This window comes from Paraburkholderia phytofirmans PsJN (assembly GCF_000020125.1).
Classification (GTDB): domain Bacteria; phylum Pseudomonadota; class Gammaproteobacteria; order Burkholderiales; family Burkholderiaceae; genus Paraburkholderia; species Paraburkholderia phytofirmans.
Genome location: NC_010676.1, coordinates 1582345 through 1598820, shown reverse-complemented (window position 1 = coordinate 1598820; position 16476 = coordinate 1582345). Strand labels below are relative to the sequence as shown.

Genomic DNA, 16476 nt, shown 5'->3' with positions numbered 1-16476 from the left:
TTCTGTGGCGCGGAAGGTTGGCGGGGCGGTGAGGCAGCGAGTTCGCGAGTTTGCAGTCCGCGAAGCCGCGCCTCCGTAGAGCCGCAATCCGCGAGCCTGCGAACCATGAACCGCGAACCGCGAACCGCAACCGCAACCGCAACCGCAACCGCAACCGCAACCGCAGACCCGCGAGCCACAATCCCCCGGGCCGCTAACCCGCCCGCCCTAAACACACCTTCCGCTCCACCGCTCACTCCTTCGCGGCGTACTCCCGATCCAGCTTGTCATACAGCGGCTTATTGACCAGCCGTTGGCGTTCGCTGAACGGCGCGACCAGCGTGGCGTCTTCGTCGAGACGGCCATTGGTCTTGAGCGTGCCGAGCGCGCGCTGCATCCCGAGTACCGCGCCTTGCAGCGCCGCGTTTGCATACAGCACGATGCCGTACCCAAGCTTGGCGAGCGCCTCGCGCGATTGCACCGGCGTCTTGCCGCCGATCACGATATTGATCAGCTGCGGCTTGTCGAACAGACCCGGCAAACGTTCGATGTCGGCAAGCGATTCGGTCGCTTCGATGAACAGAATGTCCGCGCCGGCTTCGATGAAGCGATGGCCGCGCTCGATCGCGTCTTCGATGCCGTGAACCGCGGCCGCGTCGGTGCGCGCCATGATCTGCAGATTGCCGTCTTCGCGGGCATCGACGGCCGCGCGGATCTTGCCGACCATCTCGCTCGCGCTCACCACTTCCTTGCCGGAGAAGTGGCCGCATTTCTTCGGCATGATCTGGTCTTCGAACTGGATCACGTCGGCGCCGCTGCGCTCGAGCACGCGCACCGTCTGGCGCACGTTCAGCGCATTGCCGAAGCCGGTGTCGGCGTCGACGATCAGCGGCAGCGCGACCGCGTCGCGAATCCGCGCCGTATGTTCGGCGACTTCGGCAAGGCCGATGAAGCCGAGGTCGGGCAAACCTAGCGACATATTGGTGACGCCCGCGCCCGTAATGTAGATCGCCTCGAAGCCGGCGTCCTCGATCACGCGGGCGCTCATCGCATTGAAGGCGCCGGGCACGAGCAGGCCCTGGCGTTCGTTGACTTTGGCGCGGAAGGCTGCGCGGCGGGTGGCGGATGTGCTCATGACGGTCTGTCTCCTTTCAGGAAAGTCGGATAAATGGCGCGAGCGGGAATTTGCAGGAAGCGTGCCATTCGCCAGGCTCGGCGGTTTGTCTCGAACAATCAGCAAGTTAGTGACGGCAAGGCGGCGCGGCGTTCCATGGCACAATGAGAATTTCGTTCCATGAAACGTTTCGTGGAACGTTTCAACGTAGACGGGAGCGCCGCGGTGTCCACTTTCACGTCGTCCCATACGAATCCCGATCCGGGCCGCCCAGGCATTGCTTTGGTGAGTATCAGCCGGTTGCAGTCGCTTTGCGAGACTGTCGCACCGCGCTATGCCGGGCGCGCCAAAATCTTCTCCGTCCGGGAGGGCTACGGCGCCGCCGTCACCGCCTTGCAGGCTTACGTGGACGCGGGATCGGTCGACGTCGTGCTGGCCGCTGGTTCGAACGGCGCCTACCTGCGCGACAACCTGAACGTGCCGGTCGTCATGGTCAAGGTGAACGGCTTCGACGTGCTCAGCGCAATCACCCGCGCCACGACCACGTGGCCCAACGCGCAGATCGGCCTCGTGCTGCACGAAACGATCTCGCACGAACTGGCCGACCTGAGCGCGTGGCTGAAAGTCAGCCTGAAACAGCGCGCCTACCGTTCGGTCGACGAGGTGCGGCTCGCAGTCGACAGCCTCGCCGCGGAAGGCTGCAGCGTCATCATCGGCCCCGGCATGGCGTGCGATTTCGCCCAGCAGGCGGGCCTCGCGAGCGTTTTCCTGTACTCGCTCGGCGCGGTCGAAGAAGCGTTCGAGCGCTCGGTCGAACTGGCTCGCGTGAGCCGCCAGAAGGAATCGAAGCGCGTGCGCCTGAACACGATCGTGGCGCACCTGCGCGACGGCGTCGCCGCTTTCGACGACGCCGGCCAGGTCGAAGCCGTCAATCCCGCCATGCTCGACCTGCTCGGCCTGGATCGCGAGCAGGACGTGCCCGCGCAAGTTGAACGCGCTGTCGGGCCTTTGCTGCGCGAGACGATCGAGCACAACCTGCCGATCGAGGAGCGTATCGAGCAGATCGGCGGGCGCGCGCTGATCGTCAATTGCGTGCCGATCGTGGAGCAGGGCGTGCGCTCCGGCTCGGTCATCACGTTGCAGGACGCGCTGGTCGCGCAGCGGATCGACCGCTCGCTGCGCACCAGCCAGCGGCCGAAGCATCTGGTCGCGCGGCATCAACTGGACGATCTGATCGGCAACTCGGCGGCGCTCGAGCGCGTGCGGCGGCTGGCGCGCGCGGGCGCCGCGCACGACGCCACCGTGCTCCTGAGCGGCGAAAGCGGAACCGGCAAGGAACTGGTCGCGCAGGGCATCCACAATGCGAGCCGGCGGCGCGGCAATCCGTTCGTCGCGTTCAATTGCGCGGCGTTGCCCGAGGGACTGATCGAAAGCGAACTGTTCGGCCACGAGGAAGGCGCGTTCACGGGCGCGCGGCGCGGCGGCAAGCCGGGGCTGTTCGAAATCGCCCACACGGGGACGATTTTTCTTGATGAAATCGGCGAGATGCCGGCGGCGCTGCAAAGCCGTCTGCTGCGCGTGCTGCAGGAGCGCGAGGTAATGAAGCTCGGCTCGGGACGCGCCACGCCGGTCGACGTGCGGGTGATCGCCGCCACGCACCGCGATCTGCACGCGCTGGTCGAGCAGGGCGCGTTTCGCGCGGATCTGTATTTTCGTCTGAATCTGCTTCAGCTAAAATTGCCGCCGCTACGCGATCGGCGTGACGATGTGCCGCAACTGGCGCGTTACCTGTTGAGCCGCAGTGCGCTCCAATATGGCTTGACGGAGGGCGCGTCCGAGCGAGTGCTGGCGTTTCTCGCGCCGCTGTTCGAGCACTACGCGTGGCCCGGCAATGTACGGGAACTGGAAAATCTGCTGACGCGTGCCGCGATCTATTGCGGCGATGCAGCGGGTGACGCCGGTCAGGATTGGCAGGCGATGTTCCCGGAATTCGGGCGCATGAAGGCGGCCGCCGCGACGTTAAGCGACTTCGGCGTGAGCGGGACAAAAAACGGCGCAAACGGTGTGAATGCCGCCGCGGAGCCCGCCCCAAGCCGCATCAGCCCAACGCGCGGGGACGTGCTCCACGCTCTCGAACAGGCCGGCGGCAACCGCGCTGCGGCGAGCCGGGCGCTGGGCATTGGCCGCACTACCCTCTGGCGTCTTCTGAAGGACTGAGGCACGGCGCGATAGTCTTCCGCAGTGCGATAAATAGTGTCAGACTATCGTCATGATTAAAATACACTGCTTTACCTATTAAGCGTCGTCTGACATACTGACTCCACTTTCCAACCACTCCGAAAGAGGACTCAGCAAAATGCCGATCATCAACAGTCAAGTCAAACCGTTCAAGGCGCAGGCTTATCACAATGGCGATTTTCAGACCGTCACGGAAGAAAGCCTGAAGGGCAAGTGGTCGGTGTTCGTTTTCTACCCGGCTGACTTCACCTTCGTGTGCCCGACCGAACTGGGCGACCTGGCAGACCGTTACGACGAATTCCAGAAGCTCGGCGTCGAAATCTACAGCGTGTCGACCGATACGCACTTCACGCACAAGGCATGGCACGACACGTCGGATACGATCCAGAAGATCAAGTACCCGATGATCGCCGACCCGACGCTGGCCATCTCGCGCAACTTCGACGTGCTGATCGAAGAAGAAGGCCTGGCACTGCGCGGCACGTTCGTGATCAACCCGGAAGGCGAAATCAAGCTGGCCGAAATTCACGACAACGGCATTGGCCGTGACGCCGGCGAACTGCTGCGCAAGGTGCAAGCTGCGCAATACATCGCGGCTCACCCGGGTGAAGTGTGCCCTGCCAAGTGGACGCCGGGTGCAGAAACGCTGACCCCGTCGCTCGACCTGATCGGCAAGATCTAAGGTCTCACGACCTTTCGCAGTTGGCGCCTCACGGCGCATCACCGTGCGGATCGCTTTTTACAGTGATTCGCACGTGCCCGGGCCGCACCCGTCCTATCCGGATGCGTGCGGCGCCGGGAACCCAACACCCATCGTCACGGAATCGAATAGCCATGCTTGATGCCAATCTCAAGACTCAATTGAAAACGTACCTCGAAAAGGTTAGCAGGCCTATCGAGATCGTCGCGTCGCTCGACGACAGCGCAAAATCGCAAGAGCTGCTGGCATTGCTGAACGATATCGCGACGTTGTCGGAGCGCGTCAACGTGATCGAGCGTCGTGGCGACGCCGAGCGTAAGCCGTCGTTTTCGATCGGCGAGCCGGGCAAGGACACGGGCATCCGTTTCGCCGGCATTCCGATGGGTCATGAATTCACGTCGCTCGTGCTTGCGTTGTTGCAGGTGGGCGGTCATCCGGTCAAGCTCGAAGATGCCGTGATCGAACAGATCCGCAACCTCGACGGCGACTATCAATTCGAAACGTATTTTTCGCTGTCATGCCAGAACTGCCCGGAAGTCGTCCAGGCACTGAACGTGATGGCGCTGATCAACCCGCGCATCCGCCACGTCGCGATCGACGGCGCGCTGTTCCAGAACGAAGTCGAAGCGCGCCAGATCATGGCGGTACCGACCATGTTCATGAACGGCGAAGTGTTCGGCCAGGGTCGCAGCGGCGTGAAGGAAATCCTCGCGAAGCTCGATACCAACGCCGGTGCGCGCGCCGCGAAGGAACTGGAAAAGAAGCCAGTGTTCGATACGCTGATCGTCGGCGGCGGCCCTGCGGGCGCGGCTGCGGCGATCTACTCGGCGCGCAAGGGTATCGCGACGGGCGTGGTGGCGGAGCGCTTCGGCGGTCAGGTGCTGGACACGCTGGCCATAGAAAACTTCGTCTCCGTGACGGAAACCGAAGGACCGAAGTTCGCCACGGCGCTCGAGCAGCACGTGAAGACTTATGAAGTCGACATCATGGACGTGCAGCGTGCTGAGGCGCTGATCCCGGGCCGCATCAACGAAGTGCGTCTGGCAAACGGCGCGGTGCTCAAGGCCAAAACGATCATTCTGGCGACGGGCGCACGCTGGCGCGAAATCAACGTGCCGGGCGAGCGCGAGTACCGTAATCATGGCGTCGCGTACTGCCCGCACTGCGACGGTCCGTTGTTCAAGGGCAAGCGCGTCGCGGTGATCGGTGGCGGCAATTCCGGTGTCGAAGCGGCGATCGATCTGGCGGGTATCGTGCGCGAAGTGACGCTGTTCGAGTTCGGCGCCACGCTGCGCGCTGACGAAGTGCTGCAACGCAAGCTGCGCAGCCTCGCGAATGTGACCGTCGTCACGCAAGCCCAAACCACGGAAATCACCGGCGACGGCAAGAAGGTCAACGGTCTGGTCTACAAGGATCTGCGTTCGGGCGAAGTGAAGCAGATCGAACTGGAAGGCGTGTTCGTGCAGATCGGTCTCGTGCCGAACACGGAATGGCTCAAGGGCACGGTCGAGTTGTCGAAGCACGGCGAGATCGTCGTGGATGCGCGCGGCGCGACGTCGGTGCCGGGCGTGTTCGCCGCCGGCGACGTGACCACGGTACCGTTCAAGCAGATCGTGATCGCCGTGGGCGAAGGCGCGAAGGCATCGCTTTCCGCGTTCGATCACCTGATCCGTAATAGTGAAGAAGTGGAAGTGGTTGGTGAAGCTGAGGTTGCAGTAGCGGTTTGATGCAGTTGAGTAAGTAGTGGAAGTAGACGGCGGCCTTTGGGCCGCCGTTTTTATTTGGCCTTCGCGCCGCTTCAAAACAGCCGTTTCATTCACCCGCTCGACCCACACCCCGCCTGTCGCGCCCGTGCTCGCTCCGTTTGGAGACCTCCACCTGGCCATATTCCTTGGCTATCCTGCCAATCAAGCCATATAAATCCGGGAGTCGGAAAAGAAAAGTCCGCCGGCCCATGCGCACGCAGTACGGCCGTGCGCAAGCTCCGCGCGGGCCACACAAAAAAGGAGAGAGACAATGGCAACATCGCAAGCGGCCCCCGCGCGCTGGGTCGACGGCAAGCGCTATCTATGGCTGCTCGGCGCACTAACAATCACCCTGCCGCTGCACGCCGCAAACTTTGCCCTGCAAACCGGCTGGCACATTTTCTGGTGGTTCGGCCCGATCTTCGTGTTCGGCATCATTCCGGTACTCGACCACCTGATCGGCGACGACCCCGGCAATCCGCCAGAGCACATCGTCTCCACGCTCGAAAAAGAGCGCTATTACCGCCGCGTCGTGTATCTCGCCACGTTTATCGAATATGTGTCGTTCTTTGGCGCACTATGGATCGTGGGCACGCATGCAATGACGTGGTACGACTACGTGGGCTTTGCGCTCTCGCTCGGCGCGGCGACCGGCGTGTCGATCAACACGGCGCACGAACTCGGTCACAAGACGGACCGCTTCGAGCGCTGGCTCGCCAAAATCACGCTGGCGCCGGTCGCTTACGGCCACTTCTTCGTCGAACACAATCGCGGGCATCACGTGCGGGTAGCGACGCCGCACGATCCGGCCAGCGCGCGCTACGGCGAATCGTTCTGGGCCTTTTTGCCGCGCACGGTACTCGGCAGCATCGCGTCCGCATGGCGGCTCGAAAAGCAGCGCCTGACGCGCCTCGGCAAGTCGCCGTGGACGTGGCGCAACGAGGTTCTGCATGCGTGGGCCATGACCGTGGCGTTATGGGGCGCCATGATCGCGCTGTACGGCAAGACCGTGGTTCCGTTCCTGCTGATCCAGGCGGTGTACGGTGCGTCGCTACTGGAAGTGGTCAACTATCTGGAGCACTACGGTCTCGGCCGCAAACAACTCGCGAGCGGCCGTTACGAGCGTTGCCAGCCGCAGCATTCGTGGAACAGCAATCGCATCGTGACCAATCTCTTTCTGTATCAGCTGCAGCGTCACGCCGATCATCACGCGAATCCGACGCGTTCGTATCAGGCGCTGCGTCACTTTGACGGCGCGCCGCAACTGCCGTCGGGTTATGCCACGATGATCATGCTCGCGTACGTGCCGCCGCTCTGGTTTCGCGTGATGAATCCGCGCGTCGTCGCACACTATCGTGGCGACATGGCGCAGTCGAATATTCGACCTGCCATTCGCGAGCGCGTCCTCGCGAAGTTCGCGGGTTAGTGCGAACGGTTCGACGCGAAAAAAAGCCGCCCGGCATCGAACCGGGCGGCTTTTCTCGTGACACACCGCACAATGCAGCAACCTCAACGCCGATCAATCGAATACTTCCCGGCGCCCGTCACACACAACAGCAACAGTCCGCCGATGATGCTGATGTTCTTGTAGAAGTGAATCATATTGTCGTACTGCACCGCGCCGGTCATGTTCCAGTAATGATGGCCAATAAACGCGGTGCCGAGCGTATAAACCGCGAGCAGCAACGCAAGCGGCCGCGTGAAGAAACCGACCAGCAGCGCGATGCCAACAACGAACTCCATTACCACGGCGATCACCGCCGACAACTCGGGCACCGGCGCGCCGCTCGACGTCATATAAGCCACGGTGCCGGAGAAGCCCGTGAGCTTGGACCAGCCGAACATGACGAACAGCACCATCAACAGAACACGGGCGACGAGGATGACCGCGTCCTTCTGATTTTCAAACAGCGTATAGCGCATGATTTTTCTCGACAGGGTAAGAAGAGGGTGGCTCGCCGGCCTGTTTCCGGCGAGCCGTACTTAGCTCAATCGGCCGTTCAAGCCCACAACTCCGACATCTCGATGTTGCGCAAGTCGAAAACGAGGACTTCCGCATCGTGGCCTTGCGTGAAGGTTAGCGCTTCTTCGCCGCGCACACGCGCACCATCGCCTTCCTTGAACTCGACGCCGTTCACAGTCACGCTGCCGCGCGCCACGTGGACATACGCGTAGCGATCGCTCGCCAGTTCGAGCCGCGCCGTTTCATCGCCGTCGAAGAGACCGGCATAGACCCGCGCGTCCTGCTGCACCGTCAACGAATCTTCAGCACCGTCCGGCGAGATCACGAGGCGCAACACACCGCGCTTCTGATCCGCACCGAAGTGACGCTGCTGATAACGCGGCGTCGTACCCTTCTGTCCCGGCGCGATCCAGATTTGCAGAAAGTGCACCGGGTCGCTCTTCGAATGGTTGTATTCGCTGTGCGCGACGCCGGTTCCCGCGCTCATCAACTGGATGTCGCCAGGCACGATCACCGAGCCGGTGCCCATCGTGTCCTTGTGCTCCAGCGCGCCTTCCAGCACGTACGAAAAGATTTCCATGTCGCGGTGCGGGTGCTTGCCGAAGCCCTGTGCCGGCGCAACGCGGTCGTCGTTGATCACGAGCAGGTCGGAGAAGCCGTTCTGCTTCGGATCGTGATAGTTAGCGAAGGAAAACGTATGACGCGAGCTGAGCCAGCCGTGCTCCGCGCGGCCGCGTTGATTGGCGTGTCTGATTTCAAGCATCTTTTTTCTCCTTGGGTTGTGCGATCCGGCCAGATGTTTGTCCGCGATCCATGAATGAGAGTGTAGGTCAATCCACGCCGGTATAATCGACGCAAAATCGGAAACACTGTCACTGAGGAGTGGACAATACAATGCAACTCGATGACATGCGGATTTTCGTCGCCACCGTCGACGCGCATAACTTCACGGCCGCCGCCAACCGTCTGTCGCTGTCGAAGCAGTTCGTGAGCCGCCGGGTGATGGCGCTGGAGGAAACGCTCGGCGTGCAGTTGCTGATCCGCAATACGCGCAAGCTCGCGGTGACCGATCTCGGCCAGGAGTTTTACGAGCGCGCCAAACGTATCCTCGGTGAAGTGGAAGACGCCGAGCAGGCCATGTCGCTGCGGCGCGCCGGGCCGCGCGGACTGCTGCGCGTGAGCGCGCCGATGTCGTTCGGCATGGCGCATCTGTCGCCGCTGGTGGCGATGTTTTTGCGTGAGCACGGCGACGTGCGCTTCGAGATGGAATTGAGCGATCGCACGGTGGATGTGGTCGGCGAAGGCTTCGACATGGCGATCCGGATCGGCAGCTTGCCGGATTCCACGCTGATCGGGCAGAAGCTCGTGGATATCCGGATGGTGGCCTGCTGCAGTCCCGGTTATGTGCGGCGGCGTGGCGCGCCCAAGGTGCCCGGCGATCTGGAGCGCCATTCGTGCCTGTTATACGGGCACGGCGGCGCGGTGAGCTGGGAGTTTGTCGTCGATGGCGTGACGAAAGGCGTCGAGGTCCACGGGCCGTTGCGCGCCAACAATGGCGAACTGGTGCGCGATGCGGCCGTCGCGGGCCTGGGGATTGTTCGGCTTCCTGACTTTATCGTCGCCGACGCGCTCAAAAGCGGCCAGCTCGTGCCAGTGCTCGAAGCATTCCTGCCCAGCGCGACGAGCGTCTACGCGGTGTATCCGCAGCACAGGCAAAGCTCCCTCACGATCCGGGCGTTCGTGGAATTCCTGAGGGAGCATTTGAGCAAGCGGCTGGTTTAGCCGTTGCGGAAAATGAAGCTGTAGCCGTTCAGCGCGGGCACGCCGCCGAGGTGCGCATACAGCACACGCGAACCTTCGGGAAACTCGCCGTTGCGCACCATCTCGATCATGCCGTGCATCGATTTGCCCTCGTAGACAGGATCGGTCAACACGCCTTCCAGGCGCGCGCACAAGCGGATCGCTTCGAGCGTGCCGTCATTCGGCAAACCGTATTCCGGGCCACCGAAGCGCTCGTCGAGCACCACGTCCTTGCTGGTGATATCGCGTCCCAGGCCGACCTGTTCCGCAGTCTGCTTCGCGATGCGGGTGATCTGCTCGCGCGTCTGCGCGGGCTTGGCCGACGCGTCGATACCGATCACACGCTCGGCGCGGCCGTCATCGGCGAAACCCACCACCATGCCGGCCTGCGTGCTGCCGGTCACGGAACACACGACGATGTAGTCGAACTTGAAGCCCAATTCCGCTTCCTGCTGGCGAACTTCCTCCGCGAAACCGACAAAACCGAGTCCGCCGAGCGGATGGTCGGAACAGCCAGCCGGAATCGCATACGGCTTGCCGCCGGCCGCCCGCACGCTTTCCAGCGCATCTTCCCAGCTCTTGCGAAAGCCGATGTCGAAACCATCGGCCACGAGGCGCACGTCGGCGCCGAGAATGCGCGACATCTGAATGTTGCCGACCCGGTCGTAGACCGCATCCGAGTAGTTCACCCAGTTCTCCTGCACCAGTACGCACTTCATGCCCAGATGCGCCGCCACGGCCGCTACCTGGCGTGTCTGGTTCGACTGGATTCCGCCGATCGACACGAGCGTGTCGCAACCCTGCGCGAGCGCTTCGGGGATCAGATATTCGAGCTTGCGCGTCTTGTTGCCGCCGAACGCAAAGCCGCTGTTGCAGTCTTCGCGCTTCGCATACAGATGCACTTTGCCGCCGAGGTGGTCGCTCAGGCGCTTGAGCGGCTGGATCGGCGTCGGCCCAAAGGTCAGCGGGTAACGAGGGAATCGTTGCAGGTTCATGGCAGCTCCGTGGTCGGGGTAAGTGGGACGCGAACGGCATACCGTCGCGTTGATCAAATGGTAGGGAAAACAGCTGGAAATGAGCTTGCGAAAAAATTGGATCGGGCATACTTTTAGAAATCTAAAACCATGGTCCGCTTAATAAAGTAGCCAAATAGGAACCTATGAACGCAACAAAAATTCGTAGCACTCCGACAGCGGCAGCAACCGCTACGGTCCCGCCCGATCCGCTGCAGGCGCTCGACCGCATCGACCGCGCGATCCTGCGGCAGTTGCAAACCGATGCGTCGATTTCGAACGTCGCGCTGGCGGCGAAAGTCAAGCTGAGCGCACCGGCGTGTTTGCGGCGGGTGGAGCGGCTCAAGGAGTCCGGGCTGATCCGCGGCGTCGTCGCGTTGATCGACCCGAAGGCGGCGGGGGCGGGGATGCTGGTGATCATCGGCGTGGTGCTGGACCGCTCCACGCCGGAGTCGTTCGCCGAGTTCGAGAAAGCGGCGCAGAAGGTGGCCGGCTGCATGGAATGCCACGTGGTGACCGGCGAATTCGACTACTTCATGACGATTCGCACGCGCGACAGCGACAGCTTCAACCGCCTGCACGCGGAGCAGTTGCTCTATCTGCCGGGCGTCCGGCAAATCCGCTCGTTCATGGTGCTCAAGGAAATCCTCTCGACCACGAAATTTCCACTGTAGTTGCCAGTGCGGCTGCCACCATGGCACGAAAAGACGCGCATGCTGTCATTTATCCCGCTCTCGTGCGACCAAGCATCGGGACCACTCGCGGGCGGCGCGCTCGGCGCCGGGAACGGGTGAACGGTACGGACTTTCCGGAGCGATCATCATGGCTTGCAACAGACGGATATTCTTCAGGTTAATCGGTGCGCTGTCGCTGGCCGGCGGCGCCTCGGTGTGGCGCACGGCGCGCGCGGCGCAACCAGCGCAAGCGCCAGGCGGCAGCGCGGCTGCCGCCTACGAGGTCACGCACAGTGACGCCGAGTGGCGCAAATTATTGAGCGACGCGCAATACCGCGTGCTGCGCGAGGCGGGCACGGAGCGCCCGTTCACCAGTCCGTTGAACGACGAGCACCGCGCCGGCACGTTTGCCTGCGCGGGGTGCAAACTGCCGCTCTTCTCGTCGAAGACCAAGTTCGATAGCGGCACGGGCTGGCCGAGTTTCTGGCAACCGCTCGATCACGCGGTCGTCACGCATACCGACAAGTCGTTCGGCATGACGCGCGACGAAGTGCTATGCCGGCGCTGCGGCGGCCATCTCGGCCACGTGTTCGACGACGGCCCCAAGCCAACCGGCCTGCGCTACTGCATGAACGGTCTGGCGATGACATTTACGCCCACAGCGGGCGCGTGAGTTCAGCAAAGCAGGTGACCAATATGACGAAGTTCGAGAAACGCATTGATGGCAAGCCGGCGCGTTCGCGCCTGGCGGCGATTTCACTGTCGGTCGGATTCGGCGCGCTTGCGCTGCTGCTGGCGCAGCGTATGGCGTTTTCATCGGAGGCCGCCGTCGTGATCGCGCCGCCGGGGCTCGACGAACCGGTGTCCGCCACGGCCACGCACGAAGAGACCGCAGTCTTCGCCGGAGGCTGCTTCTGGGGCGTGCAGGGCGTGTTCCAGCACGTACGCGGCGTCACGAAAGCCGTTTCCGGGTACTCGGGCGGCCAGCGCGATACCGCGCAGTACGAAACGGTCAGCGGCGGCGAGACGGGGCACGCGGAGTCGGTGCAGGTGACGTTCGATCCGACCCAGGTCACTTACGGCCAGTTGCTGCAGGTGTATTTCTCCGTGATTCAGGACCCGACACAACTGAACCGGCAGGGACCGGATAGCGGTACGCAATACCGCTCGGCGGTGTTTCCGCTAAACGATACGCAGCGGCGCGTCGCGCAAAGCTACATCGCGCAGCTCGACAAGGCACGCGCCTTCCCGGCGCCGATCGTTACGAAGGCCGAGCCGTTTAAAGGCTTCTATCCCGCCGAGTCGTATCACCAGAACTATCTGACGCTGCATCCCAACTCGGCGTATATCGCGATCAACGACATGCCGAAGGTCGCCAACCTGAAGCGTCTGTTCCCGAATCTGTATCGCGACAAGCCGGTGCTGGTCGAAGCATCGCAGTAGGCCACGAGTGTGTCCGGCGCCGTTTCGTACGGTGCCGGCCGTGCCTTGTCCCTCGCATCCGCATCTGCGTCCCGCGCATTCCCTTCTTTGTCTTCAGCCCACCCGAGCCCGTTCTCCAGCGACTAGGCCCGCATTTTGCACTAGTGCGTCCATCGGCAAATCTTTCGCACCGCTCTGTTCAGACAAATGGCTCTATTTACAGGCTTCTGACCAGATGCGGATCGTGTAATTCGCCGAGCCATGTGTGTCATTCGCTGAAAAAATTACATGCCGCAAGTAGTAACGCGGCGGTCGCCCGGGTGCTTTTATCCCTTGTGGATCCCGGGGCGAGAACATAACCCCTTCGCGATAGGCGAGATCGGAGGCTTCTGGTGTTTAACAGCCGTAGAAAGCGGGGCGGCAAGTCCCGCAATAAACAAACAGGCATCGCGGCAACTTCCCTCGTGGCGGTGGCGATCGGCGGCGTCGGTGTCATACCGGGTTCGGCCTCGGCGCAGACGCCCTCGCCACTGGGCGAATGGCAATACTCGGTCGGCATTCCACTGCAGAAGATGTGGCAGCCCAATATTCCGGACTGGCAGGTGCGAGTTGGCGCGGCGACGTCGTTCCAGCCGCGCTATGAGGGTTCCGACCGGTATCACCTGATGGCGGGACCCAGTATCGACGTGCGTTACAAGGATCTGTTCTTCTTCTCTAGCGGCGAGGGTCTCGGCGTCAACTTCGCGCAAGGCGAGAACTGGCGCGCAAGTCTTGCCGCCGTCTACGATCTGGGACGTCGCGGTCACGACGACCCGCAAGAGTTGGACGGCCTCGGCAATATCAACCTCGCGCCGGGCGTCAAGCTGTCCGGCGAGTATGTGATCTCGAAGGATTTCCCGCTCGTGCTGCGAGCGGACGTCAGGCGCTATTTCGGCGGCTCGAACGGCTGGATCGGCGATCTCGGCGCCTATATGCCGATGCCGGGCAGCACCAAGAAGTTCTTCTGGTTCGCCGGGCCGAACGTGACGCTGGCGGATTCCACTTATATGAATAGCTGGTTCGGCGTGAATCAGACGCAGGCGGCGAATTCGAAATACTCGCAATACCACGCGAGCGCCGGCTTCAAGTCGGTGGGTTTCGGCATCAGCGCCGTGTGGCTGTTCGACAAGCACTGGTTTGCCACAGCGGACGGCGCCTTCCAGCAACTGGTGGGGAGCGCAGGCAATAGTCCGGTCACCCACCGCAAAGCCAACGGCGTTGCCGATATTTCGATCAACTACCGCTTCTGATCGCGCGCATTGGCGCTTCAATGGACGGACGGCGGCGCGTGATCCGCAGCGTGCCCGCCGCACCGCGCGTTCGGCATCGCTTCTTATGTACCAGCGAGCGTGATTAGGGACGAGCCAACGCGGGTATATCGATTGCTGCCTTGTTTCGGTGCGTCAGACCGGATTTCCCCACCGGCACGCCCCCGAACGCAAGGAGCAGATTCTCATGGCAGGTAAAACGACTACGCAGAAGCCCGCAGCGAAGAACGCGCAGGCGAGTAACCCGCAAGCCCCGCAAGCCGATCCGAAGTCGAAGGATCTCGAACAGTTTCGAGTCAGTCCGGAAGGCCAGGCGCTGAGAACCAATCAGGGCGTCAAGATCTCCGACAATCAGAACAGCCTGCGCGCCGGTCCACGCGGCCCCTCGCTGCTCGAAGATTTCATCATGCGTGAGAAGATCACGCACTTCGACCACGAACGCATTCCGGAGCGCATCGTGCATGCGCGCGGTTCGGCGGCGCACGGCGTGTTTCAGGTGTACGAGTCGATGAAGGAATACACCAAGGCCGCGTTCCTGCAGGACCCCGCTGTGCAGACGCCGGTTTATGTGCGCTTTTCCACGGTGCAGGGTCCGCGCGGTTCCGCCGACACGGTGCGCGACGTGCGCGGCTTCGCCGTGAAGTTCTACACGCAGGAAGGCAATTACGATCTGGTCGGCAACAACATGCCGGTGTTTTTTATTCAGGACGCCATCAAGTTTCCCGACTTCGTCCACGCGGTCAAACCGGAAGCCCCGAACGAAATGCCGACCGGCGGCTCCGCGCACGACACTTTCTGGGACTTCGTCTCGCTGGTGCCCGAGTCCGCGCATATGGTGCTGTGGACCATGTCGGACCGCGCGATTCCGCGCAGCCTGCGCACCATGGAAGGTTTCGGCATTCACACGTTCCGTTTCGTGAATGCGCAAGGCAAGGGACGCTTCGTCAAATTCCACTGGCGCCCGGTGCTGGGCTCGTACTCGCTGCTGTGGGACGAAGCGCAGAAACTGGCCGGCAAGGATCCGGACTTTCATCGACGCGATCTGTGGGAGTCGATCGAATCAGGCAACTTCCCCGAGTTCGAACTCGGCGTGCAGATCATTGAAGAAGCCGACGAACATAAATTCGATTTCGACCTGCTCGATCCGACCAAGCTGATTCCGGAAGAACTCGTGCCGGTGAAGATCATCGGCAAGATGACGCTCAATCGCAACCCGGACAACTTCTTTGCCGAGACCGAACAGGTGGCGTTCCATCCGGGGCATATCGTGCCGGGCATCGATTTCTCGAACGATCCGCTGTTGCAAGGCCGTTTGTTCTCGTACACGGATACACAGATCAGCCGGCTGGGCGGCCCGAACTTCCACGAAATTCCGATCAACCGGCCGGTGTGCCCGTTCAGTAACAACCAGCGCGATGCGATGCACCGCCAGACGATCAATGTCGGCCAGGCCTCGTATGAGCCGAATTCGCTGAGCGGCGGCTGGCCGAAGGAAACCGATCCGGCGCCGTCCGACGGCGGCTTCGAAAGTTATCAGGAGCGTGTGGAAGGCACCAAGATACGTGTGCGCAGCGAATCGTTCGCCGATCATTTCTCGCAGGCCGCGTTGTTCTATAACAGCATGTCGCAGCCTGAGAAAGACCACATCGCCGCGGCCTATCAGTTCGAACTCGGCAAGGTGACGAAGCCCGAGATTCGCGCGCGCGTGGTGAACGAGATTCTCGCCAACTTCGACGCGGGACTCGCGGCGCAGGTAGCCGAAGGGCTTGGATTGCCGGCGCCGAAGAAAGGCACCGCGAAGCTGACCGGCCCCAAGGAATCGCGCGCGCTGAGCTTGCTAAACCGCGTGCAGCCGGGCATCAAGACGCGCAAGATCGCGCTGCTCGCCGCGCCGGGTTCGGATGGCGCCGCCATCAAGAAGCTTCAGCAGGCGCTGCAAGGCGAGGGCGCGGTGCCCATGCTGATCGCGCCGACGCTCGCCGCGATCGACGGCATGGCGCCGGACGCCACGATTGCCGGCTTGCCGTCGATCATGTTCGACGCGGTGATCGTGGTGGGCGGCGACAAGGGCGCGAAGATGCTGGCGCAATCCGGCGACGCGCGGCATTTCGTGCTCGAGGCGTTCAAACATCTGAAGGCGATCGCGGCGATCGGCGCGGGACGTGACGTGCTCACTGCCGCGCACTTGCCCGACCACGCCGACGGTGTTGCCACCGGCGATGACAAGCAGGCCGCCGATGTGCTGAAGGCCTTCATCAAGGCGGCCGGGCAGCATCGCGTGTGGTCGCGGGCGAAGCAGGCTGAGACCGTGCCGGCTTGAGCGTGCGGTGAGTCGTTAAGAGACCTGGCTGGTTCGTACTGGCCGGGTCTTTTTTTGTTGCGGCGTGGAGAGTGTTGGGGATTCGCGCGCGTGCCGTGCAGACGATGCGTATTCTTCGGCGCGGCGGCGGAAGCGGCAGTTGTCGACACGCCCGTCGGGCCTTCGGCAATATCGCCAGGACGCGACGTTTGCACTGTTTGC

Annotated in this window: 14 protein-coding genes; 10 read left to right on the top strand and 4 right to left on the bottom strand. The window is 62.4% G+C overall.

Annotated features, from left to right (window positions below; all coding sequences use genetic code 11):
* Positions 1-232: 232 nt before the first annotated feature.
* Complete coding sequence (locus BPHYT_RS26855) at positions 233-1114, bottom strand: isocitrate lyase/PEP mutase family protein (protein WP_012427271.1); 882 nt, start codon at positions 1112-1114, stop codon at positions 233-235.
* A gap of 159 nt (positions 1115-1273) precedes the next feature.
* Between BPHYT_RS26855 and prpR the strand changes: the two genes are divergently transcribed.
* The 4 genes from prpR (at position 1274) to BPHYT_RS26835 (ending at position 7202) form a co-directional block, all read left to right on the top strand.
* Positions 1274-3310, top strand: a complete 2037-nt coding sequence (prpR, locus tag BPHYT_RS26850) for a propionate catabolism operon regulatory protein PrpR (protein ID WP_012427270.1) — start codon at positions 1274-1276, stop codon at positions 3308-3310.
* Positions 3311-3449: 139 nt separating this feature from the next.
* Positions 3450-4013 carry an alkyl hydroperoxide reductase subunit C gene (gene ahpC / locus BPHYT_RS26845; protein ID WP_012427269.1) on the top strand — a complete coding sequence of 188 codons (564 nt, stop codon included), beginning with the start codon at positions 3450-3452 and terminating at the stop codon, positions 4011-4013.
* 152 nt (positions 4014-4165) lie between these two features.
* Positions 4166-5758, top strand: a complete 1593-nt coding sequence (gene ahpF / locus BPHYT_RS26840; RefSeq protein WP_012427268.1) for an alkyl hydroperoxide reductase subunit F — start codon at positions 4166-4168, stop codon at positions 5756-5758.
* Positions 5759-6047: 289 nt separating this feature from the next.
* Positions 6048-7202: an alkane 1-monooxygenase gene (locus tag BPHYT_RS26835; protein WP_012427267.1), complete on the top strand. Its 1155-nt coding sequence runs from the start codon at positions 6048-6050 to the stop codon at positions 7200-7202.
* Positions 7203-7285: 83 nt separating this feature from the next.
* Here the strand turns inward: BPHYT_RS26835 and BPHYT_RS26830 are convergent, their stop codons facing one another.
* The gene (locus BPHYT_RS26830) at positions 7286-7699 is read right to left on the bottom strand and encodes a DoxX family protein (protein ID WP_012427266.1); all 414 of its coding nucleotides are present in this window, start codon (positions 7697-7699) and stop codon (positions 7286-7288) included.
* A gap of 77 nt (positions 7700-7776) precedes the next feature.
* Entirely contained in the window at positions 7777-8502 is a 726-nt protein-coding gene (locus tag BPHYT_RS26825; RefSeq protein ID WP_012427265.1) for a pirin family protein, read from the bottom strand.
* A gap of 131 nt (positions 8503-8633) precedes the next feature.
* Between BPHYT_RS26825 and BPHYT_RS26820 the strand changes: the two genes are divergently transcribed.
* Positions 8634-9521, top strand: a complete 888-nt coding sequence (locus BPHYT_RS26820; protein WP_012427264.1) for a LysR family transcriptional regulator — start codon at positions 8634-8636, stop codon at positions 9519-9521.
* Here the strand turns inward: BPHYT_RS26820 and BPHYT_RS26815 are convergent.
* Complete coding sequence (locus BPHYT_RS26815; RefSeq protein ID WP_012427263.1) at positions 9518-10534, bottom strand: 1-aminocyclopropane-1-carboxylate deaminase; 1017 nt, start codon at positions 10532-10534, stop codon at positions 9518-9520. The genes BPHYT_RS26820 and BPHYT_RS26815 overlap by 4 nt on opposite strands.
* Positions 10535-10698: 164 nt before the next feature.
* On the opposite strand from BPHYT_RS26815, the gene BPHYT_RS26810 reads away from it, so the two are divergent.
* The 5 genes from BPHYT_RS26810 to katE all read left to right on the top strand — a co-directional run bounded on the left by BPHYT_RS26810 (position 10699) and on the right by katE (position 16275).
* Positions 10699-11226, top strand: coding sequence for an Lrp/AsnC family transcriptional regulator (locus BPHYT_RS26810; protein WP_012427262.1), 528 nt, complete (start codon positions 10699-10701; stop codon positions 11224-11226).
* A 148-nt stretch (positions 11227-11374) separates the two neighbouring features.
* Positions 11375-11899 carry a peptide-methionine (R)-S-oxide reductase MsrB gene (gene msrB / locus BPHYT_RS26805; RefSeq protein ID WP_012427261.1) on the top strand — a complete coding sequence of 175 codons (525 nt, stop codon included), beginning with the start codon at positions 11375-11377 and terminating at the stop codon, positions 11897-11899.
* 23 nt (positions 11900-11922) lie between these two features.
* Positions 11923-12669, top strand: coding sequence for a peptide-methionine (S)-S-oxide reductase MsrA (msrA, locus tag BPHYT_RS26800; protein WP_012427260.1), 747 nt, complete (start codon positions 11923-11925; stop codon positions 12667-12669).
* Between the two features lie 371 nt (positions 12670-13040).
* Positions 13041-13937: a MipA/OmpV family protein gene (locus tag BPHYT_RS26795; protein ID WP_012427259.1), complete on the top strand. Its 897-nt coding sequence runs from the start codon at positions 13041-13043 to the stop codon at positions 13935-13937.
* Positions 13938-14142: 205 nt separating this feature from the next.
* Complete coding sequence (gene katE / locus BPHYT_RS26790) at positions 14143-16275, top strand: catalase HPII (protein WP_012427258.1); 2133 nt, start codon at positions 14143-14145, stop codon at positions 16273-16275.
* Positions 16276-16476: the final 201 nt, after the last annotated feature.

Bases quoted from the DNA above. Each gene is read 5' to 3' on its own strand.
- BPHYT_RS26815 (WP_012427263.1), bottom strand. From the start codon at position 10,534: ATGAACCTGCAACGATTCCCTCGTTACCCGCTGACCTTTGGGCCGACG.
- ahpC (WP_012427269.1), top strand. From the start codon at position 3,450: ATGCCGATCATCAACAGTCAAGTCAAACCGTTCAAGGCGCAGGCTTAT.
- BPHYT_RS26820 (WP_012427264.1), top strand. From the start codon at position 8,634: ATGCAACTCGATGACATGCGGATTTTCGTCGCCACCGTCGACGCGCAT.
- ahpF (WP_012427268.1), top strand. From the start codon at position 4,166: ATGCTTGATGCCAATCTCAAGACTCAATTGAAAACGTACCTCGAAAAG.
- msrA (WP_012427260.1), top strand. From the start codon at position 11,923: ATGACGAAGTTCGAGAAACGCATTGATGGCAAGCCGGCGCGTTCGCGC.
- BPHYT_RS26835 (WP_012427267.1), top strand. From the start codon at position 6,048: ATGGCAACATCGCAAGCGGCCCCCGCGCGCTGGGTCGACGGCAAGCGC.
- BPHYT_RS26855 (WP_012427271.1), bottom strand. From the start codon at position 1,114: ATGAGCACATCCGCCACCCGCCGCGCAGCCTTCCGCGCCAAAGTCAAC.
- katE (WP_012427258.1), top strand. From the start codon at position 14,143: ATGGCAGGTAAAACGACTACGCAGAAGCCCGCAGCGAAGAACGCGCAG.
- BPHYT_RS26810 (WP_012427262.1), top strand. From the start codon at position 10,699: ATGAACGCAACAAAAATTCGTAGCACTCCGACAGCGGCAGCAACCGCT.
- BPHYT_RS26830 (WP_012427266.1), bottom strand. From the start codon at position 7,699: ATGCGCTATACGCTGTTTGAAAATCAGAAGGACGCGGTCATCCTCGTC.
- prpR (WP_012427270.1), top strand. From the start codon at position 1,274: ATGAAACGTTTCGTGGAACGTTTCAACGTAGACGGGAGCGCCGCGGTG.
- BPHYT_RS26825 (WP_012427265.1), bottom strand. From the start codon at position 8,502: ATGCTTGAAATCAGACACGCCAATCAACGCGGCCGCGCGGAGCACGGC.
- msrB (WP_012427261.1), top strand. From the start codon at position 11,375: ATGGCTTGCAACAGACGGATATTCTTCAGGTTAATCGGTGCGCTGTCG.